This is a genomic window from Cellulosimicrobium sp. SJTW-1 (assembly GCF_047716875.1).
Lineage (GTDB): Bacteria > Actinomycetota > Actinomycetes > Actinomycetales > Cellulomonadaceae > Cellulosimicrobium > Cellulosimicrobium funkei.
On sequence record NZ_CP136680.1, the window covers coordinates 1,766,875 to 1,786,692 of the forward strand.

Annotated in this window: 17 protein-coding genes; 11 read left to right on the forward strand and 6 right to left on the reverse strand. The window is 75.4% G+C overall.

Translation table 11 applies throughout. The annotated features are described in order from the left end of the window. Positions 1–143 precede the first annotated feature (143 nt). Complete coding sequence (gene miaA / locus RSE42_RS08015) at positions 144–1,199, forward strand: tRNA (adenosine(37)-N6)-dimethylallyltransferase MiaA (RefSeq protein WP_415298518.1); 1,056 nt, start codon at positions 144–146, stop codon at positions 1,197–1,199. After that, entirely contained in the window at positions 1,196–2,224 is a 1,029-nt protein-coding gene (dapF, locus tag RSE42_RS08020) for a diaminopimelate epimerase (protein WP_081599983.1), read from the forward strand. The genes miaA and dapF overlap by 4 nt, the downstream gene beginning before the upstream one ends. Before the next feature lie 8 nt (positions 2,225–2,232). On the opposite strand, the gene RSE42_RS08025 is transcribed toward dapF, so the two are convergent. Then, entirely contained in the window at positions 2,233–2,922 is a 690-nt protein-coding gene (locus tag RSE42_RS08025; RefSeq protein WP_171467784.1) for a class I SAM-dependent methyltransferase, read from the reverse strand. A 160-nt stretch (positions 2,923–3,082) separates the two neighbouring features. On the opposite strand from RSE42_RS08025, the gene hflX reads away from it, so the two are divergent. The 3 genes from hflX to RSE42_RS08040 all read left to right on the forward strand — a co-directional run bounded on the left by hflX (position 3,083) and on the right by RSE42_RS08040 (position 7,961). Continuing rightward, a complete protein-coding gene (gene hflX, locus RSE42_RS08030) occupies positions 3,083–4,639 on the forward strand; it encodes a GTPase HflX (protein ID WP_085388090.1) in 1,557 nt (518 codons plus the stop codon). A gap of 191 nt (positions 4,640–4,830) precedes the next feature. Then, positions 4,831–6,924, forward strand: coding sequence for an ATP-dependent DNA helicase (locus RSE42_RS08035; RefSeq protein ID WP_415298854.1), 2,094 nt, complete (start codon positions 4,831–4,833; stop codon positions 6,922–6,924). A 29-nt stretch (positions 6,925–6,953) separates the two neighbouring features. Next, positions 6,954–7,961: an L-lactate dehydrogenase gene (locus tag RSE42_RS08040; protein WP_021479748.1), complete on the forward strand. Its 1,008-nt coding sequence runs from the start codon at positions 6,954–6,956 to the stop codon at positions 7,959–7,961. Between the two features lie 114 nt (positions 7,962–8,075). Here the strand turns inward: RSE42_RS08040 and lexA are convergent, their stop codons facing one another. Beyond that, positions 8,076–8,810, reverse strand: a complete 735-nt coding sequence (gene lexA, locus RSE42_RS08045) for a transcriptional repressor LexA (RefSeq protein ID WP_031315073.1) — start codon at positions 8,808–8,810, stop codon at positions 8,076–8,078. A gap of 336 nt (positions 8,811–9,146) precedes the next feature. On the opposite strand from lexA, the gene RSE42_RS08050 reads away from it, so the two are divergent. Together RSE42_RS08050 and nrdR are read left to right on the forward strand one after the other, a co-directional pair. Continuing rightward, positions 9,147–9,521 carry a LysM peptidoglycan-binding domain-containing protein gene (locus RSE42_RS08050; RefSeq protein WP_415298521.1) on the forward strand — a complete coding sequence of 125 codons (375 nt, stop codon included), beginning with the start codon at positions 9,147–9,149 and terminating at the stop codon, positions 9,519–9,521. A gap of 363 nt (positions 9,522–9,884) precedes the next feature. Then, the gene (gene nrdR, locus RSE42_RS08055; RefSeq protein ID WP_415298523.1) at positions 9,885–10,415 is read left to right on the forward strand and encodes a transcriptional regulator NrdR; all 531 of its coding nucleotides are present in this window, start codon (positions 9,885–9,887) and stop codon (positions 10,413–10,415) included. Between the two features lie 84 nt (positions 10,416–10,499). Here the strand turns inward: nrdR and RSE42_RS08060 are convergent, their stop codons facing one another. Continuing rightward, positions 10,500–11,597, reverse strand: a complete 1,098-nt coding sequence (locus RSE42_RS08060) for an aldo/keto reductase (protein ID WP_415298525.1) — start codon at positions 11,595–11,597, stop codon at positions 10,500–10,502. 210 nt (positions 11,598–11,807) lie between these two features. Between RSE42_RS08060 and RSE42_RS08065 the strand changes: the two genes are divergently transcribed. Then, complete coding sequence (locus tag RSE42_RS08065) at positions 11,808–12,002, forward strand: DUF5302 domain-containing protein (protein WP_031316400.1); 195 nt, start codon at positions 11,808–11,810, stop codon at positions 12,000–12,002. Between the two features lie 61 nt (positions 12,003–12,063). Here RSE42_RS08065 and RSE42_RS08070 read toward each other — a convergent pair whose 3' ends face one another. From RSE42_RS08070 to RSE42_RS08080, 3 genes are all read right to left on the reverse strand, one after another. Beyond that, the gene (locus RSE42_RS08070; RefSeq protein WP_034655066.1) at positions 12,064–12,483 is read right to left on the reverse strand and encodes a pyridoxamine 5'-phosphate oxidase family protein; all 420 of its coding nucleotides are present in this window, start codon (positions 12,481–12,483) and stop codon (positions 12,064–12,066) included. A gap of 111 nt (positions 12,484–12,594) precedes the next feature. Beyond that, entirely contained in the window at positions 12,595–13,794 is a 1,200-nt protein-coding gene (gene serA, locus RSE42_RS08075; protein WP_021482809.1) for a phosphoglycerate dehydrogenase, read from the reverse strand. An 88-nt stretch (positions 13,795–13,882) separates the two neighbouring features. Next, positions 13,883–16,123 carry a HelD family protein gene (locus RSE42_RS08080; protein ID WP_415298527.1) on the reverse strand — a complete coding sequence of 747 codons (2,241 nt, stop codon included), beginning with the start codon at positions 16,121–16,123 and terminating at the stop codon, positions 13,883–13,885. Between the two features lie 167 nt (positions 16,124–16,290). Here RSE42_RS08080 and RSE42_RS08085 point away from each other — a divergent pair, with 167 nt between their 5' ends. From RSE42_RS08085 to RSE42_RS08095, 3 genes are read left to right on the forward strand one after another with little or no spacing between them, the layout of a single operon-like run. Then, positions 16,291–17,619, forward strand: a complete 1,329-nt coding sequence (locus RSE42_RS08085; protein WP_371810604.1) for a PP2C family protein-serine/threonine phosphatase — start codon at positions 16,291–16,293, stop codon at positions 17,617–17,619. After that, complete coding sequence (locus RSE42_RS08090; RefSeq protein WP_415298529.1) at positions 17,616–19,286, forward strand: sensor histidine kinase; 1,671 nt, start codon at positions 17,616–17,618, stop codon at positions 19,284–19,286. Before RSE42_RS08085 ends, RSE42_RS08090 begins: the two co-directional genes overlap by 4 nt. After that, entirely contained in the window at positions 19,283–19,723 is a 441-nt protein-coding gene (locus RSE42_RS08095) for a response regulator (protein ID WP_021482350.1), read from the forward strand. The genes RSE42_RS08090 and RSE42_RS08095 overlap by 4 nt, the downstream gene beginning before the upstream one ends. Positions 19,724–19,818: the final 95 nt, after the last annotated feature.

Here is a 19,818-nt window from a genome sequence, read left to right on the forward strand (position 1 = left end):
CTTGTCGTCTGAGAGGTCGTGCGAGGTCGTCGTGCTGAGGTCGTACGCGTCGGTGCGCGCTGGCGGACCGACCACCGGACACCCTACGCATCCTCGCCCACACGCCTCGGGCCGCCGGCCGCCCGGACGGTACCGTTGCGCGGGTGAAGACCGAGCACGACCCCGCAGGCCCAGGCGTCGTCGTCGCCGTCGTCGGCCCGACGGCCACGGGGAAGTCCGACCTCGCCCTCGACCTCGCCGAGCGCCTGTCCGTCCCCGGGGCGCCCGCGGAGATCGTCAACGCCGACGCCTACCAGCTCTACCGCGGCATGGACGTCGGGACCGCGAAGGTCCCCGTCGCCGAGCGCCGCGGTGTGCGCCACCATCTCCTCGACGTGCTCGACCCCGCCGAGGACGCGTCCGTGGCCCGGTACCAGACCGAGGCCCGCCGCGTGCTCGACGAGATCGCCGCCCGGGGGGCGCGCGCCGTCGTCGTGGGCGGCAGCGGGCTGTACGTCCGCGCCCTCCTCGACGACATGCGGTTCCCGGGCACGGACCCCGCCGTGCGGGCGGCGCTCGAGGCGCGCGCCGAGGAGCAGGGCCCGCGCGCGCTGCACGACGAGCTCCTCCGGCGCGACCCCGCGGCCGCCGCGAGCATCGGCCCGGCCAACACCCGCCGGCTCGTCCGGGCGCTCGAGGTCATGGAGCTCACCGGCGAGCCGTTCACGGCGAACCTCCCGCGCCAGGTCTACGTCCGCCCGACCGTGCAGATCGGCCTCGACTGCGACCGGGCCGTGCTCGACGCGCGGGTCGCCGGCCGCGTCGAGCGGATGTGGGAGCAGGGCCTCGTGGCCGAGGTGCGCCGCGTCGAGGCGCACGGCATGGGCCGCACGGCCCAGCGCGCCGTCGGCTATGCGGAGGTGCTCGCCGCGCTCCACGGCGAGACCACGCAGGACGCCGCGCGCGAGGCCGTCACCGCGAACACGCGGCGCCTCGCGCGCAAGCAGATGGGCTGGTTCGGCCGGGACCCGCGCGTCGGGTGGCTCGACGCGCAGTCGCCGACGCGCGTCGAGGACGCTCTCGCGCTCGTCGCCGCGGCGGACGAGCGCGCTGCCGCGCAGGGCACGGACGGGCACGACCCCGCGACCGTGCCGGGCACCGCCGTCGGGCCGGACGAGGCGGACAGCGGCGCGCCCGTGCGCCGTAGTCTGGGCTCATGACGCGCACCCGCTTCACCAAGGGCCACGGGACCCGCAACGACTTCGTGCTCCTCGCCGACACGAAGGGCGAGCTCGACCTCACGCCCGAGCTCGTGCGTGCGCTCGCCGACCGCCGCGGCGGCGTCGGGGGGGACGGCGTCATCCGCCTCGTGCCGACCGCGCTCGTCCCGGAGTCGCGCGACGTGCTCGCGGAGGACCCGCACGCCATCTGGTTCATGGACTACCGCAACGCCGACGGCTCGGTCGCCGAGATGTGCGGCAACGGGGTCCGCGTCTTCGCGGCCTTCGCCGAGCGCCTCGGGCTCGTGAGCTTCGCGGGCGGCACCGAGGTCCCGGTCGGCACGCGCGCGGGCGTCAAGCGCGTGCGCAAGGAGGACGACGGCTGGTTCGCCGTCGACATGGGCCCGTGGTTCCTCCCCGGCGGGCGCCCCGCGCTCCAGGACGGCTACGACGCGACAGTCGTCGTGCGGGGCTGGGAGGTCCCGCGCCCGGCGCTCAGCGTCGACCTCGGCAACCCTCACACCGTCCTCGCCGTCGCGCGCGAGGACGTGCTCGAGCGCGCCGACCTCACCGAGGCGCCCGTCGTCGAGCCGCACCCGTCCCACGGGACGAACGTCGAGCTCGTGGTGCCCCTCGGCGAGACGACCGCGGACGACGGCACCGTCGTCGGGCACGTTCGCATGCGCGTGCACGAGCGCGGCGTCGGGGAGACGCCGTCGTGCGGCACGGGCGCGTGCGCGGCGGCGCTCGCGGTCCGCGTGTGGGGCGGCCCCGACGCGCCGGACACCTACCTCGTCGACGTCCCGGGCGGCACGGTGCGCGTGCGGGCGCTCCCGGGCGGCCGCGTCGAGCTCGCCGGTCCCGCGGTGCTCGTCCACGCGGGGGAGATCGACCTCGCCGCGCTCGTCCCGGGGACGCCGGTCCCGCCGGAGGACGACGCGCACCAGGGCGCGGACGGCCTCGTGACCGCCCAGCCCGCCGAGCCGGTCGCGGCGGCGTCCGAGGGCGACCGCGCGCCGGTCTGACCGCCGGCTCAGCGGGGCGCGACGACCTCGAGGACGCGGAACCCCTTCGCGCTCGCGGCGCGCTCGACGACCGCGCCCGGCAGGAGCGGGGGCAGCGCCTCGGCGAGCCAGCGCTGGAGCGAGTCCGAGCCCAGGTTGCGCTGCACCACGAGGTGCGCGCTCGCGCCCGGCGCGAGCCGGGGCAGCCAGTGCAGGAGCATCCCGTGCAGGACGTCCTTGCCGACCCGGATCGGCGGGTTCGACCACAGCGCGGCGAGCGCGACGTCGTCGGGCACGTCGTCCGGGAGCACGGCCTGGACGTTGTCCAGCCCGAGACGCTGCGCGTTGCGGCGCACGAGGTCGAGCGCGCGCTCGTTGACGTCGACGGCCCACACGGTCGCCTCCGGCGCCTCCAGGGCCATCGTCAGGGCGACCGGGCCCCAGCCGCAGCCGAGGTCGAGGACATGGGCGGGGCCGTCGTCGGGCCGGGCCGCGAGGACGTCGTCGAGCGGCGGGGTGGTGCGCAGGAGCACCTGCGTGCCGAGGTCCAGGCGGCCGGGGGAGAAGACGCCCGAGGCGACCTCGACCTCGACGTCGCGGCCCGCGAGCCGCACGGAGATCGTGCGGCGCTCGGCGGCGGACGCGGGCCGGGCGGTGAAGTAGTGGTCCGCCGCGCCGTCGGGCGCGGCGTCGACGGCGGGGTCCTGGTCCTCGGTCACGTCGGCCGATCCTACGCGGGCGCGCCCACGTCAGGAGGCGGCGCGGCGCGTCCGGGCCGCTCGTCGTGCGCTTAACCGCTGGCCTCGGGACGATTTCGCGTGCCACGCTTGTTGTCACACCCGGGACGCACGAGCGCCCACCACCGACGGAAGGCGGCACATGAGCCCAACCCCTGCGAACACTCCGAACCCCACCTCGGCTCAGGACGAGCCGACCGGCGCGACGCGGGACATCGCGAGCGACGTCGTGGCGCGGGTGCTCGCTCGGGCCGGGACGGCACGCGCCGAGGGCGGCACGGTCCACACGGAGCACGACGGCGAGCAGCTCGAGCTCGAGGAGCGCAGCGCGCTGCGCCGTGTCGTCGGCCTGTCGACCGAGCTCGAGGACGTCACCGAGGTCGAGTACCGGCAGCTGCGCCTCGAGAAGGTCGTGCTCGTCGGGCTCTGGAGCCCCGGCTCCGACCCGCGCGAGGACGGCGCGCCCACGTCCGCCGAGGAGGCCGAGATCTCGCTGCGCGAGCTCGCCGCCCTCGCGGAGACCGCGGGCTCGCAGGTGCTCGACGGCGTGATCCAGCGCCGCGCGAAGCCCGACCCGGGCACGTACCTGGGCTCCGGCAAGGCCGCGCAGCTCGCCGACGTCGTCGCCGCCAGCGGCGCGGACACGGTCGTGATCGACGGCGAGCTCGCGCCCTCCCAGCGGCGCGCGCTCGAGGACATCGTCAAGGTCAAGGTCATCGACCGGACCGCGCTGATCCTCGACATCTTCGCCCAGCACGCCAAGTCGCGGGAGGGCAAGGCGCAGGTCGAGCTCGCCCAGCTCGAGTACCTCCTCCCGCGCCTGCGCGGCTGGGGCGAGTCGATGTCCCGCCAGGCCGGTGGCCAGGTCGGCGGCGCCGGCGCGGGCATGGGGTCGCGCGGTCCCGGTGAGACGAAGATCGAGCTGGACCGCCGGCGCATCCGCAACCGCATGGCCAAGCTGCGCCGCGAGATCCAGGCGATGGCCCCGGGGCGCGAGACGAAGCGCGCGTCGCGCAAGCGGCACGCCGTGCCGTCCGTCGCGATCGCGGGCTACACGAACGCGGGCAAGTCGAGCCTGCTCAACGCCATCACCGGCGCGGGCGTGCTCGTCGAGAACGCGCTGTTCGCGACGCTCGACCCCACGGTGCGCCGCACGCGCACCGAGGACGGCCGGGTCTACACGCTCGCCGACACCGTCGGGTTCGTGCGCGCGCTGCCGCACCAGCTCGTCGAGGCGTTCCGCTCGACGCTCGAGGAGGTCGGCGACGCCGACCTGCTGCTGCACGTGGTGGACGCGTCGCACCCCGACCCGGAGGGCCAGATCGCGGCGGTGCGCCACGTCCTGGCCGACATCCCGGGCGTGGAGGACGTGCCCGAGGTGATCGTGCTCAACAAGGCGGACCTCGCCGACCCGGAGACGATCGCGCGCATCCGGCTGCGCGAGCGCCGCACGGTCGTCGTGTCGGCGCACACGGGCGAGGGGATCGAGCACCTGCGCGAGCTCATCGCGCACGAGCTCCCGCGCCCGGACGTCGAGATCGACGTCGTCGTGCCGTACCACCGGGGCGACCTCGTGCACCGCGTGCACACCGAGGGCGAGATCGACCACGAGGAGCACACGCCCGAGGGCACGCTCCTGCGCGGCCGTGTCGCCCAGGCCCTCGCGACGGAGCTCGTGGGCGCCTCCGCCGGGAGCTGAGCCGCCCCCCCCGGGCCTCCCGGCGGCGCGGCGGGCCCGCCCGCTGGACCCGGCGTCGGCCCCACGCACGACCCCGCGCGGCCACGGCTGCGCGGGGTCGCGTGCGTCCCGGGGCCGGTCCACAGGGCCCCCGCCGCGTGGGTGCCCGACCGTAGAATCGGCAGGTGCCCCCCTCCACCCGTACCGCTCCCGTGCCCGACCGTCCGGACACGGAGGCGCCCGGGCAGGCGGCCGGTGACGTGCCCGCCGTCGAGGAGCTCCTCGACCTCGCGGTCACGCGCCTGGGCGGCGCGCGGCGCGACGGCCAGCGGACCATGGCGCGTGCCGTCACGGACGCCATCGAGGGCTCCGAGCACCTCGTGGTCCAGGCCGGGACCGGGACGGGGAAGTCGCTCGGGTACCTCGTGCCGGCCGTGCGTCACGCGGTCGCGACCGACGAGCGCGTCGTCGTCTCGACGGCGACCCTCGCCCTCCAGCGCCAGGTCATCACGCGGGACCTCCCGCTCGTGGCCGACGCCGTCGCCGACCGCCTCCCGCGGCCCGCGTCGATCGCGCTCCTCAAGGGCTGGCACAACTACCTGTGCGTGCACAAGATCGCGGGCGGCTACCCCGCGGACGAGCCCACGCTCTTCGACCTCCCCGGCGAGGCGGCGGGCGCCGCCGACCACCCTGCCGCGCGCGGGGGGACGAGCATGGCGGCCCTCGGCGAGCAGGTCGTGCGCCTGCGGGAGTGGGCCGACGAGACGCCCACGGGCGACCGGGACGACCTCGTCCCCGGCGTGAGCGACAAGGCGTGGCGGCAGGTCTCCGTCACGGCGCTCGAGTGCCTGGGCCAGCGCTGCCCGCTGCTCGCCGAGTGCTTCCCCGAGCGGGCGCGCGCCGCGGCGCGCGAGGCCGACGTCGTCGTGACGAACCACGCGATGCTCGGCATCGCGGCCATGGGGTCGCCCGGGGTGCTGCCCGAGCACGACGTCCTCGTCGTCGACGAGGCGCACGAGCTCGCCGACCGCGTCACGGCCGCCGCGACGGTGGACCTCTCGGTCCCGGCGATCGAGAGCGCGGCGCGCCTCGCCCGCCGCCACGGCGGGGTCACGACGGACGCGCTCGACGCCGCGTCCGCCGTGTTCGGCACGGTCGTCGGGTCGCTGCCCGCCGAGCGCTTCCCCGACGGCCTGCCCGACGCCGCGCGCTCCGCCGTCGCGGCGGTGCGGGACGCCGCGCGCGAGGTGCTCTCCACGCTCAAGCCCGAGACCGGCGTGACCAAGCCGGCCCAGCCGGACACGGGCCTGAAGATGGCGCAGTCGACGATGCTGCAGCTCTTCGAGGTCGCCGAGCGCATGGCGGCCGACCCCACGGGCCACGACGTGCTGTGGTGCTCGCGGCCGGGGGAGGGCGGCTGGTCCGGCGACCGCTTCGGCGACGGCGCGAGCCGCCTGCACGCCGCCCCGCTCGGTGTGGCGGGCCTCATCCGCACCCACCTGCTGGCGGAGCGCACCGGCGTCTTCACGTCCGCGACGCTCGCGCTCGGCGGGAGCTTCGACGCCGTCGCGCGCACCTTCGGGCTCGGCCCCGCGGCGACGGGCGGAGCCGCGGACGCGGGCGACGGCGACGCGCCGCGCTGGCGCGGGCTCGACGTCGGGAGCCCGTTCGACTACCCGCGCCAGGGCATCCTCTACGTCGCGAAGCGCCTGCCGACGCCCGGCCGCGAGGCGTCGACCGAGCACCAGCTCGACGAGATCGCGGCGCTCGTCGAGGCCGCCGGTGGTCGGACCCTCGGCCTGTTCTCCTCGCGGCGCGCCGCGGTGGCCGCGGCGGAGGCGATGCGCGAGCGGCTGGACGTGCCGGTCCTGTGCCAGGGCGACGACCAGCTGCCGACGCTCGTGCGGGAGTTCGCCGAGGACCCGGCGACGTGCCTGTTCGGCACGCTGTCGCTGTGGCAGGGCGTGGACGTGCCCGGGCCGTCGTGCCAGCTCGTGCTCATCGACCGCATCCCGTTCCCGCGCCCGGACGACCCGGTGAGGTCGGCGCGGGCTCGCGCCGTCGAGGCCGCGGGCGGCAACGGGTTCATGCAGGTCTCCGCGACGCACGCGGCCCTCCTGCTCGCCCAGGGTGCCGGGCGGCTCGTGCGGTCCACGGCCGACCGCGGGGTCGTCGCGGTCCTGGACCCGCGGCTCGTGACGGCGCGCTACGGGTCGTTCCTCACGCGGTCCATGCCGGGGTTCTGGCAGACGACCGACCGCGACGTGGTTACCGCTGCGCTCCGCCGCCTCGCCGCCCTAGGCTGAGCCCTTTCCAGCGACTTCACGGAGGCGACATGACGAGCACGTCACCGCAGGGCACCGGCGACGCGACCACGGGCGGTCCGGGAGGGGGAGCGCGGACCACGAAGCTCGCGATCGTCGGCGCCGGTGCCGTCGGCTCGACGCTGGCCTACGCCGCGCTCATGCGCGGCGCGGCGCGCACGGTGGCGCTCCTCGACGTCAACCGCGCGAAGGTCGAGGCCGAGGTCCTCGACCTCCAGCACGGCATCCAGTTCATGCCCATGGCGCGCGTCGAGGGGTCCGACGACGTCGCGGTGTGCGCGGGCGCCGACGTCGTCGTGGTCACGGCCGGCGCCAAGCAGAAGCCGGGCCAGACGCGTCTCGACCTCGCCGAGGGCACGATCGGGCTCATGCGGACGATCCTCCCGGGCCTCGTGGAGGTCGCCCCGGATGCCGTCTACGTCATGGTGACCAACCCGGTCGACATCGTCACGTACGCGGCGCTCAAGTTCTCGGGGCTGCCCCCGACCCAGCTCTTCGGCAGCGGCACCGTGCTCGACTCCTCGCGGCTGCGGTTCCTCGTGGCGCAGCACTGCGGCGTCGCGGTGCAGAACGTGCATGCGTACATCGCGGGGGAGCACGGCGACAGCGAGATCCCGCTCTGGAGCTCCGCGACGATCGGCGGTGCGCCGCTGCTCGAGTGGCAGGGCATCGGCGGTCGGGGACCGCTCACGGGCGACGTGCGCGACGAGATCGCGCGCGAGGTCGTGCAGTCGGCCTACCGGATCATCGAGGGCAAGGGCGCGACCAACTACGCGGTCGGGCTCGCGGGCACCCGGATCATCGAGGCGGTGCTCGCCGACGAGCACCGGGTGCTGCCCGTGTCGACGCTCCTCGACGGCATCTACGGGCTCGAGGACGTCTGCCTGTCGCTCCCGACGCTCGTCGACCGCCGGGGCGCGACGGAGCGCGTCGAGGTCCCGCTCGCGGACGACGAGCTCGCGGGCCTGCGCTCGTCCGCGGAGTCGCTGCGCGCGGTCGCGCGACGCTTCGGGCTCTGAGCCCACGGGCCCGTCGGGCCCGGCACGACGAGAGCCGGGCGGTCGAGGGACCGCCCGGCTCTCGTGGTGTCCCGAGCCTGCCAGGAGGGGCGCCCGGAGCCGCTCGGAGACCGTTCAGAGGCTGCGCAGGACGGAGACGACGCGCCCCAGCACCTGGGCGTCGTCGCCGGGGATCGGGTCGTACGCGGCGTTGTGCGGCATGAGCCACACGTGGCCGTCGGCGCGCCGCAGGCTCTTCACGGTGGCCTCGCCGTCGATCATGGCGGCCACGATCTCGCCGTTCTCCGCGACCGGCTGGCGCCGCACGACGACCCAGTCGCCGTCGCAGATCGCGGCGTCGATCATCGAGTCGCCCTGGACGCGCAGGAGGAAGAGCTCTCCCTCGCCGACGAGCTGGCGCGGCAGCGGGAAGACGTCCTCCACGACCTGCTCCGCGAGGATGGGGCCACCGGCGGCGATGCGGCCGACGACGGGGACGTACGACGGCGCGGGGTGGGCCTCGTCGTACGCGGGCTCGGGGGCCGTCCCGGCCGGCGCGAGCGGGGTGGCGCGGCGGGCGTCGTCGGGCTGGACCACCTCGATGGCGCGCGGACGGTTCGGGTCGCGCCGCAGGAACCCCTTGCGCTCGAGCGTGGTGAGCTGGTGCTTGACGGAGGACGGGCTCGTGAGCCCGACGGCCTCGCCGATCTCGCGCATGCTCGGCGGGTAGCCGCGCTGCTCGACGCACGCGCGGATGGTCTCGAGCACGAGCCGCTGGCGCGGGGTGAGCCCGTCACCCCCTGCCGACCCGTCCGGCAGCTCGCGCACCTCGGCGAGCCCCCGTGCCCTGTCCGTGCCTCGTCCCGCCATGGTCGCTCCGCCCTCGTCCGTCGCGTGCCGCCGGCGCCAACCGGGCCTGCGGCCTCCCCTCCCCGGGGCGTGCGCCCCGGGACCTCGGTCGCCCCTCCGGGTCCGAGCGGACATGTCCGGCGAACCGACCTCACCCCAGGCTAGGGGAGGATGCGACACGAATCAAACACCTGTTCGAGCATGTCTCGACTCTGTCGGTCGCTCGTGATAGACATTCGTACAGATGTTCTACGTACAGGTGTTCGACCGCAACGGGTCGGCGCGGAGATGAGGCGGGCGCGCGGGTCCGATCGACCGGGGAAGGCGATCGGGCTCGCGGGCCGGGACGGAGGGGACATGGACACGGTGGCGATGGCGACGGCAGCGCCGTCCGCGCTCGGGCGGGGCGGCGCAGCGGAGCGAGGTGCGCGCCCGGAGGCGCGGCTGCGGCTCACGCGACGCGGCCGTGCGGTCCTCGTGCTCCTCGTGGCCGTCGTGCTCGTCCTCGCGGCGCGGGTCGGGCTGGCCGTCGCGAGCGGGCCCGGGGAGCCGGTCGAGGTCCGCGTCCACGTCGTGAGCGCGGGGGAGACGCTGTGGGAGCTCGCCCAGGGCGTCGCGACCCCGGGGGAGGACCTCCGTGAGGTGGTCAGCGGGCTCGTGGAGCTGAACGGCCTGTCGTCGTCCGGCGTGCGGGCCGGCCAGACCATCCTGCTCCCGGTCGCCGAGCGGTGACGCGACGCGCGCGGTCCAGATCCTGTGACGCAGCACACGGCGCCGACGCGCGACAGGTGGCGGCCGAGGGTTGCGCCGGCGCCTTAGGTCCGCCTAAGTTAGTGTCACCTCACACGCCGGCTGGGGGCTGGGCGGACGAGGCGAGGAGTGTGCGGACCACCGCGACTCCTGTGCACGTCGCCGCGCGCGAGGCGAGTCGCGCGCGAGATGGGGACGGGGGCGTCCCGACGGGGGCGGTCGACTTCGACCGCCCCCGTTCTGCTGTCCGCGGCCCGGCGCGTCGTCGGCGTGTTGCACCGCGCGCCCGCGACGACATACGTTCGTCGCGCCGACCTGTCGGCGCGACCCGCGGAGGAGCCCGCCATGCACTGCCCGTTCTGCCGTCACGCGGACTCCCGCGTCGTCGACTCCCGCACGTCCGACGACGGTGCCTCCATCCGCCGGCGACGCCAGTGCCCGGAGTGCAACCGTCGCTTCACCACGATCGAGACCGCCAGCCTGTCCGTGGTCAAGCGGTCCGGCGTGACCGAGCCCTTCTCGCGCGAGAAGATCGTCAACGGCGTCCGCAAGGCCTGCCAGGGGCGCCCGGTGAACGAGGACGACCTCGCCGTCCTCGCGCAGCGCGTCGAGGAGACCATCCGCGCGAGCGGGAGCGCCGAGCTCGACGCCTACGAGATCGGTCTCGCGATCCTCGGGCCGCTGCGCGAGCTCGACGAGGTCGCCTACCTGCGCTTCGCGAGCGTCTACCAGGCGTTCGACTCGCTCGAGGACTTCGAGAGCGCCATCACGTCGCTGCGCGTCGACCGGGAGGAGCGCGAGGCGGCGGCGGGCCGTGCGGCGGCCGAGGCCACCGACGACGTCGCGACCGACCGCGAGACGGCACCCCAGGCCTGACGGTCACGCGACGGTCCCGCGCCTCGCGCCTCCGGTCCGAGGTTCGGTCCGCACAGCCGGACACGGCTGCGCGCGGCCGCGGCGCTACAGGTCGCTGGACCGCGTCGCCCAGATGTTGATGCCCGTGTCCACGGGGAGGTCGTCGACGGCCGCGAGCTCCTCGGGGGAGAGGTCGGGGGCCTCGAGGGCCGCGAGGTTGTCGTCGAGCTGGCGCGTCGAGCTCGCGCCGAGCAGGACCGACGTGACGCGCTGGTCGCGCAGCGCCCAGCGGATCGCCGTGGACGCGAGCGTCCGCCCGTGGGCGCGCGCGAGCCCGTCCAGATGGCGCACGCGGTCGAGGTTCTCCTCCGAGAGGAACGCCGGGCGCAGCGGCCCGCCGCGCGCCGCGCGCGACCCGTCCGGGACCCCGTGGAGGTAGCGGTCCGTGAGCATGCCCTGGGCGAGCGGGGAGAACGCGACGACGCCGAGCCCTTCGTCGCCCGCGACGTCGAGCACGGTGGCCCCCGCCTCGTCGTGCGGGTCGGGCGCCTCGATCCACCGGTTGAGCATGGAGTAGGAGACCTGGGTGACGACGAGCTCGACCCCGACGTCGGCCGCGACCCGCAGGGCCTCGCGCGTGCGCCGCGCCGAGTACGACGAGATGCCGGCGTAGCGGGCGCGCCCCGACCGGACCGCCGTCGCCAGCGCACCGATGGTCTCCCCGAGCGGGGTGGAGGGGTCGTAGCGGTGCGAGTAGAAGATGTCGACGTGGTCGAGCCCGAGCCGGCGCAGCGACGCGTCGAGGGACGAGAGCAGGTACTTCCGGGACCCGCCCTCGCCGTAGGGGCCGGGTCCCATGCGGTAGCCCGCCTTGGTGGTCACGACGAGCTCGTCGCGCACGGGCCGGAGCTCGCGCGCGAGCAGCCGGCCCAGCGACTCCTCCGCGGCACCGCCGGGCGGCCCGTAGTTGTTCGCGAGGTCGAGGTGCGTCACGCCGCGGTCCACGGCGCGCAGCACGATCTCGCGCTGCGTCGAGAAGCGGTCGGCGACGCCGAAGTTCTGCCAGAGCCCGAGCGCGACCTCCGGCAGGCGCAGGCCGCTCCGGCCGAGCGCGCGGTGCGGGAGCTCGGCACGCGCCGGCGCGGGACCGCCTGTGGCGTGGGGAGGAGCGGGGGAGACCTGCGGCGTGGGATCGGGCGACACGTCCCGACGCTACCCGACGGCGTTCGCCACGCGGTCGTCGGCGCTCGCGGCGCGGTCGCCAGCGCCGGCGCCCGCAAGGCCGGGACGGCCGGTCCGAGCGGACAAATCAGGTGGCGTCGGGCCGCCCGGTGGGGGAGGCTGGCGGGGTGCCCGCAGCGTCGGGCCGACCGCAGTGCCCCCACCGAGTTCCCCGTCGACGAGGAGACCGCCATGGCGTCCGACCAGCAGCGACCCGCTGCAGAGACCGCACCGACCGAGGAGGCCAAGGCGAAGTTCCGGGAGGCGCTCGACCGGAAGAACGCCGCGCGCCACCGCACGGCGGACGGCGAGTCGAACACGGGCTCCGTGCACGGCTCGGAGACCGTCGGACCGGTCCAGCGCACCTTCCGCCGCAAGTCCGGCTGAGCAGCACCCCCGACGTCCGGTCGTCCCCTGCGGGGCGGCCGGACGTCGTGCGTCCGGGGGACTAGGGCTCCGCGCGCGCGAAGCGTCGTCCGGTGAGCTCGTGGGCCTCGACCACGACCCACTCCTCGGTCGGGACGTCGACGGTGGGGACGAGCGGGTCCGCACCCTCCCGGACGGGATCCACCTCGTGCTCGGTGCGCAGACGGTGAGCGGTGCCGCGCGCGACGACGCTCCACGCCCCGTCGTCGTCGACGTGGTCCCACTCCAGGGCGACCCGCTCGTTGATGGCGAGCGTCGCGAGCTTCGTGCCGGGGACCGTGCGGAACGCGAGCGTGCGCTCGTGCGCCCGCACGGTCACGGGGTAGATGTCCGGCTCGCCCCGCACGCTCACGGCGAGGCGTGCGACGTGGGTCCCCTCCACGAGGTCCCACGACGCGTCGGCGTCGAGGATCTGCGGCGCGTCGTGCGTGTATCCGGTCATGCCTCATCGTGGCACCGGCGCGCGAGAGGCGCTCAGCGGCGAAGGTCATGGCCGCCGAGGACCTTCGCCGCGTGCGGACGGGCCGCGCGCGGCGAAGGTTCCCGGGCTGCGTCAGTCGAGGATGCGCAGGGCGATCGTCTGCTCCATCGCGGCCAGCGCCTCGATGACGGCGGGCTCCACGCGCGAGCCGACGTCGGTGACGACGTAGCCGATCTCGCCGCGGGTGGCGAGGAGCTGGCCCTCGATGTTCGTCCCGTGCTCGGCGAGGGTCGCGTTGACGGCGGCGAGGACACCGGGGGTGTTGCGGTGCAGGTGCGTGATGCGCGTGATGCCCGTCGTCTGCTCGAGCGCGAGGTTCGGCACGTTGACGCTGAGCGTCGTGGAGCCGGTGGTGAGGTAGTCGCGCAGCTTGGCGGACACGAACTGCCCGATCGCCTCCTGCGCCTCCTCCGTCGAGCCGCCGATGTGCGGCGTGAGGATGACGTTCGGCAGGCCGCGCAGCTCGGAGTCGAACGCGTCGCCCTTGCGCTTGGGCTCGTGCGGGAAGACGTCGACCGCGGCGCCGGCCACGCGGCCCTCGACGATCGCCTCGCGCAGCGCGCCGTAGTCCACCACGAAGCCGCGCGACAGGTTGAGGAAGATCGAGCCCGGGCGCATGCGGGCGAACTGCTTGGCGCCGAAGAGCCCGGCGTTGCCCTGGCGCCCGTCGACGTGGAGCGTGACGACGTCGGCCTGCTCGAGCAGCTCGTCGAGCGTGTCCATGCGGCGCGCGTTGCCGAGCGCGAGCTTCTCCGCCGTGTCGTAGAACACGACCGACATGCCGAGGTTCTCGGCGACCACCGAGAGCTGCGTGCCGATGTTGCCGTAGCCGACGATGCCGAGCGTGCGGCCACGGACCTCGTGCGCGCCCTCCGCCGACTTGTCCCAGCGGCCCTCGTGCAGCGCGCGGTCGCGCTCGGTGAGGCGGCGCGTGAGCGCGATGATCTCGGCGAGCGCGAGCTCGACGACGGAGCGCGTGTTCTGGAACGGCGCGTTGAACACGGCGACGCCCTGCGTCGCGGCCGAGCGTAGGTCGATCTGGTTCGTGCCGATGCAGAACGCGCCGAGCGCCACCAGGTCGGGGGCGTTCTCGAGCACGTTCGCCGTGACGTTCGTCTTGGACCGGATGCCGAGCAGGTGGACGCCGTCGAGCGCCTCGATCAGCTCGGACTCGTCGAGGGCCCCGGTGCGGACGGTGACGTCGATGCCCGCGGCCTCGAGGTTCGAGGCGGCGAGGGGGTGCAGGTTTTCGAGGAGGAGGGCGCGTAGCACGCCCCCATGGTGCGCCCGTCCCGCGGTCCGGACCAAACGGGTCTTGACCCTCGGGACGAGGTGACCCCGCGCCCGGACGCGACCGCTGTCAGGCTCGGGCGCCCCGTGCGTCGTCCGACGGCGCGGGGGCGACGCCTGCGGGCAGCGGGCGCGCGTGCACGACGACGAGGCGCTGGGTCGGCCGCGTCATGGCGACGTACAGGTCGGACGGGCCCGAGGGCCCGGTCGCGACGTCGGCGGGCTCGACCAGCACGACGGCGTCGAACTCCAGCCCCTTGACCTGAACCGGGTCGAGCACGACGACCGGGTCCTCGCCGCCCGCGTCGGCGAGCCCGAGCGCGGCCCGTAGCGCGGGGACCGCGGGCGCGGCCGCGACGACGGCGACGCGGCCGGACTCCGCGGCGACGAACTCGGCGCGCGCGGCCTCGGCCTCGGCCCGGACGCGTGCCTCCAGCGCGCCCGGTGCCACCTCGACCACGCGCAGGGCGTCCTCGACGTCGCGCGCGGACGTGAGCGGCGAGACCGGGAGGCCGGCCGCGACGGCCGCGCGTCGGGCCGCGTCCGCGACGGAGGCCGGCGTGCGGTAGTTGACCGTGAGCTCGGCGAGCCGCCACGCGTCGCGGAAGACCGGGTCGAGCATGCCCTTCCACGACCGGGCGCCCGCGAGCGAGGACGTCTGGGCGACGTCGCCCACCACCGTGAACGACCGCGTCGGGCACCGGCGCACGAGCATGCGCCACGCCATGGCGGACAGCTCCTGCGCCTCGTCGACCACGACGTGGCCGTAGGTCCACGTGCGGTCCTGCGCGGCGCGCTCGGCGGTGGTCAGGCGCGGGCCGCTCGCGGCGAACCGCTCGGCGAGGACGTCGGCCCCGACGATCCCGCCGCCCGCACCGGACGACTCGAGCACCTGCCGCGCGTACTCGAGGTCCTGCGCGCGCTGCGCCGCGCGCGCGGCGGCCTCGGCCCGCTCCGCCTGGTCGTCCTCGCCGAGCAGCTCCGCCGCCTCGTCGAGGAGCGGCACGTCCGCGGGGGTCCACGGCGCACCCTTGGGCCGCTCGAGCAGCCGCCGGTCCTCGGGCGAGAGCTCGGGCGCGGCCTCGGCGAGCCGGTGCGGCTTGGTCCACAGGTCCTCGACGAGGCGCTCGGGCGTGAGCGGCAGCCAGGCCAGGTTGAGCGCGACGCGCACGTCGCGGTGGGAGCGCAGGTCCTCCAGCGCGAGCGCGCGGTCCTCGCCGACGAGCGGCTCGCCGAGCTGGCGCCCGTACTGCTCGACGAGGCGCGAGAGCATCTCGCGGACGAACGTGACCCGCGCGAGGTTGTGCGGCTTGTGGGTGCGCCGCGCCTTCGCGATGGCGTCGCGCACGTCGCGGCGGCGGATGACGAGGTCGTGGCCGTCGAGCCGGACCGGCACGTCGGCCGCGGGCACGCGCTCGCGTGCGCGCACGGCCCGGCGCACCGCACGGGCCATGACCGCCCGACCCTTGACGCGCGCGACGCGCGGGTCCTCCTCGCCGTCGGCGACGACGCCGGGCAGGAGGTCGGCGATGGTCGTGCTCACGACGCCGGTCTCGCCGAGCGACGGCAGCACCTGGTCGATGTAGCGCAGGAAGGAGAGGCTGGGGCCGACGAGCAGCACGCCCGAGCGCTCCAGCAGCCGCCGGTGCGCGTACAGCAGGTAGGCCGCGCGGTGCAGCGCGACCGCCGTCTTCCCCGTGCCGGGCCCGCCCTGGACGACGAGCGCCCCCGCGAGCTCGGAGCGGATGATCGCGTCCTGCTCCGACTGGATCGTGGCGACGATGTCGCCCATGCGTCCCGTGCGGCCCGCGGCCATCGCGGCGAGCAGCGCGCCCTCGCCCGAGAGCGTCGTGCCCGTCACGGCCTCGGGGGCGTCGAGGTCGAGGAGCTCGTCCTCGAGTCCCGTCACGGCACGACCGCGCGTCACGAGGTGCCGACGGCGCACGACGCCGTCCGGGTGGGCCGCCGTCGCGCGGTAGAACGCCTGGGCGGCGGGCGCACGCCAGTCCGTGAGGAGGCTCGAGTGCTCTTCGTCGGTGAGGCCGATGCGCCCGACGTAGCGCAGGGTGCCGTCGTCGAGGTCGAGGCGGCCGAACGCGAGGCGGTCCTCGACCGCGTCGAGCTGCGCGACACGGTCCTCGTACAGCGTCGCGAACGCGTCGCGCTCGCTGCGGTTCTGCGGCGAGCCCGACGGGCCGGACCGCCGGACCTCGTCGAGGCGTGCCCGGGCGGCCGCCCGCAGCTCGTCGAGGCGCGCGTAGAGGGTGTCCACGACCTCCTGCTCGAGCCGGAGCTCGTCGTTGCGTCCCACGCTGTCCCTTCCTCGACCGGCGCCGCGCCGCCCGCGCGGCCGTCCATTATGGCGTACGACGACCGTCCCGGGGACCGACGACCGGCGCGTCCCGGCGCCGTGACCGGGCCGGACGCGCGCCTGCGGCTAGGATCGTGGCCCATGGCGACCAGAGGGGAGCGGGCGTCGTGACCGGGAGCGAGCGTCGAGCCCCGGGCCGACCCTCCGCGCGCGGCGACGACGCCGCCGGACCGGACCAGGCGCGCCCGGGGCGCGCCGTGCTGGCCCCGACGGACGAGCTCCGGATCCTGCTCGTGGAGGACGACGACGGGGACGCGATCCTCGTCGAGGAGCTGCTGGCCGACGGCAACCTCAAGGTCGAGCTGCACCGTGCGACGACCCTGGACGGTGCCCTCGAGATGGTCGTCTCCCACGACGTCGACTGCGTGCTGCTGGACCTGGGCCTGCCCGACTCCGTGGGCCTGTCCGCCGTCGAGCGCGTGCGCGCGGGGTCGCGGCCGCCGGCGCTCGTCGTCCTGACCGGCCACTCGGGCATCGACCTCGGCGTGCAGGCGGTCGCCGCGGGCGCCGACGACTACCTCGTCAAGGGGGAGGTCGACGGCGACCTGCTCGGGCGGTCCGTGCGCTACGCGGTCCAGCGCCGCATGTCCGTCGAGCAGCAGCGCGCGCTGTACCGCAGCGAGGTCCGCGCGGCAGAGACGGCGCGCCTCGAGCGTGCGCTCCTGCCGACCCCGCTCGTGCAGGACGACCGCCTCGACGTCATGGTCGGCTACGTGCCGGGCGGCAACGGCCTGCTCGGCGGCGACTTCTTCGACGCGGTCGAGCGCCCGGACGGGACGGTCCTGTGCGTCATCGGGGACGTCGCGGGGCACGGCCCGGACGAGGCCGCGCTCGGCGCGACGCTGCGCACGGCCTGGCGCACCATCGTCCTCAGCGAGACCCAGCCGGAGGCGATCCTGCCGCTGCTCGAGCGTGTGCTCGTGCCCGAGCGCGCGCGCCCGGAGGTCTTCGTCACGCTGTGCCAGGTCGTCGTCTCCGCGGACCGACGCAGCGCCGAGGTCTACCTCGCGGGCCACCTCGCGCCGCTGCTGCTGCGCGACACGGCGTCGGAGATCACGCCGACGTCGCGCGGCCGCGCCCTGGGCATCCCGGTCGCGGGCGGCTGGACGTCGCAGCCGGTCGAGCTCGGCGAGCGCTGGGCCCTCATGCTCTACACCGACGGCCTCGTCGAGGCGACCGTCGCGGGAGCCGGGGCGGGCGACGCACGGACCCGCCCCGAGCGCGTCGGGGTCGACGGCCTGCGCCGCGCCGTCGACAGCGCGCTGGAGCAGGGCGTCGAGGGCGTCGTCGAGCGGGTCTTCCGTCGCGTGCGCGACCTCCACGGCGGCCCCCTCGCGGACGACGCGGCCCTCCTCGTGCTCGGGTGGGACGGCGACGGCACCTCGCCGGGCGAGCGGTCGGCCACCCTCGCGGACTCGGACGAGTGGGCCCGGTGAGCGCCGCCGGCGACCGCAGGCGCGCGGGCGAGCGTCGCGCCCCGACGCTGCGTCGGCGCCTCGGCTGGGCGCTCGTCGTCGCCGGGGTGATCCTCCTCGGCGTGCTCGCGACCTCCGCGATCGCGCTGTCGCGCGTCCTCACCCTTCAGACCGACGTGACCGGGCCGTTCTTCGACGCGGTGAGCGAGGCGGACGGCGCGTACGTCGGCCTGCTCGACGCCGAGGTCGCGGTGCGCGCCTACGTCGCCACGGGCGACGCGACGGCGCTCGAGGCCTACACGCGCGCGGTGGGCGTCGACGCCGAGGGCGTCGTCCCCGACGCCGCGCTCGTCGACCGCCTCGGCCTCGACGACGAGCTCGCCGGGACGCTCGCCCAGGCCGAGTCCTCGGTGCGCGCCTGGGTCTCCGACGCGGCCGAGCCCGCCATCGCGACCACCGAGGCCCAGGGCCCCGGGCGCGTGCGCGCCGTCGACCAGGCGCGCGGCGCCGAGCTCTTCGCGGCGGCGCGCGCCGACACCGCGCAGTACGTCGACCAGCTGCGCGACGAGCGCGTCGAACGCCTCGACGCGCTCGACCGGTGGAGCCGCGCCCTGTTCGGGAGCGTCCTCGTCCTCGTCGGCTCGGCGCTCGCGGTCGGCATCATCCTGTGGGTCTGCCTCAAGCGCTGGGTCACCGAACCCATGGCCGAGCTCGCGCACCGCGTGCGGCGCGTGAGCTCCGGGAGCCTCGACGAGCCGGTCGTCACGTCCGGGCCCGCCGAGATCGCGGACCTCGCGCAGGACGTCGAGCACATGCGCGTCGAGCTCGTCAGCCAGGTCGCGGAGATCAAGGCGTCGCACGAGGACGCGGCGCGCTCGCACGAGCTGCTCGCCGAGCAGGCGCGCGAGCTGGAACGCTCGAACCGCGACCTGGAGCAGTTCGCGTACGTCGCCTCGCACGACCTCCAGGAGCCGCTGCGCAAGGTCGCGAGCTTCACGCAGCTCCTCAAGAAGCGCTACGGGGGCGAGCTCGACGACCGCGCCGACCAGTACATCGACTTCGCGGTCGACGGCGCGAAGCGGATGCAGCGCCTCATCCAGGACCTGCTCGGGTTCTCCCGCGTCGGCCGGACGGGCACCGAGCGCGTCGACGTCGACCTCGAGGACGAGCTCCGGGGCGTGCTCGAGGACTTCTCCGAGAAGATCGCGGAGTCCGGGGCGCGCGTCACTCACGACCCGCTCCCCGTCGTCGTGGGGGAGCAGGCGCTCCTGCACCAGCTCCTCGCGAACCTCGTCGGCAACGCGCTGAAGTTCCGCCACCCCGACCGAGCGCCCGCCGTGCACGTGGGCGTGCTCGCGCGCGACACCCACTGGGAGCTGTCGGTCGAGGACAACGGGATCGGCATCGACGCGCAGTACGCCGACCGCGTGTTCGTCATCTTCCAGCGCCTGCACGCCAAGGACGTGTACGAGGGCACGGGCATCGGCCTCGCGTTGTGCAAGCGCATCGTCGAGTACCACGGCGGACGCATCTGGATCGAGCCGCGCGAGGGCGGGACGACCATCCGCTTCACGCTCGCCCACGCCTACGTGCAGGCGCAGGTCGGCTACGCTCGCTCCGACCCCGGCGGCGCCGGTCCGGACGCTCCGGCCCCCGCGCGCCCCGACGACGAGGAGAGCCCCGCATGAGCCACGGCAGCAAGCCGATCGACGTCCTCCTGGTGGAGGACGACCCGGGCGACGTGCTCATGACCCGCGAGGCGTTCGAGGACCACAAGGTCACCAACCGTCTCTCGGTGGTGTCCGACGGCGTGAGCGCGCTGCAGTTCCTGCGCAAGGAGGGCGAGCACGCGGGCGCCCCGACGCCCGACCTCATCCTCCTCGACCTCAACCTGCCCCGGATGGACGGGCGCGAGGTCCTGGCCGAGCTCAAGGCCGACGACGCGCTGCGCAAGATCCCCGTCGTCGTGCTCACGACGTCGGAGGCCGAGGAGGACGTGGTGCGCAGCTACTCGCTGCACGCCAACGCCTACGTGACCAAGCCCGTCGACTTCGACCGCTTCATCGACGTCGTCCGGCAGATCGACGACTTCTTCGTCTCCGTGGTGCGGCTCCCCGGTCGCTGACCGCCGCCACCGCCCGGCCGGGAATGATCCCCGGCCCGGGTCGCGTTACCTCGTCAGGCCCGCGGCGCGCCACCGGCGGCGCACGGGCGAAGGAC

Bases quoted from the DNA above. Each gene is read 5' to 3' on its own strand.
- dapF (WP_081599983.1), top strand. From the start codon at position 1,196: ATGACGCGCACCCGCTTCACCAAGGGCCACGGGACCCGCAACGACTTC.
- RSE42_RS08095 (WP_021482350.1), top strand. From the start codon at position 19,283: ATGAGCCACGGCAGCAAGCCGATCGACGTCCTCCTGGTGGAGGACGAC.
- hflX (WP_085388090.1), top strand. From the start codon at position 3,083: ATGAGCCCAACCCCTGCGAACACTCCGAACCCCACCTCGGCTCAGGAC.
- RSE42_RS08040 (WP_021479748.1), top strand. From the start codon at position 6,954: ATGACGAGCACGTCACCGCAGGGCACCGGCGACGCGACCACGGGCGGT.
- lexA (WP_031315073.1), bottom strand. From the start codon at position 8,810: ATGGCGGGACGAGGCACGGACAGGGCACGGGGGCTCGCCGAGGTGCGC.
- nrdR (WP_415298523.1), top strand. From the start codon at position 9,885: ATGCACTGCCCGTTCTGCCGTCACGCGGACTCCCGCGTCGTCGACTCC.
- RSE42_RS08070 (WP_034655066.1), bottom strand. From the start codon at position 12,483: ATGACCGGATACACGCACGACGCGCCGCAGATCCTCGACGCCGACGCG.
- RSE42_RS08050 (WP_415298521.1), top strand. From the start codon at position 9,147: ATGGACACGGTGGCGATGGCGACGGCAGCGCCGTCCGCGCTCGGGCGG.
- RSE42_RS08065 (WP_031316400.1), top strand. From the start codon at position 11,808: ATGGCGTCCGACCAGCAGCGACCCGCTGCAGAGACCGCACCGACCGAG.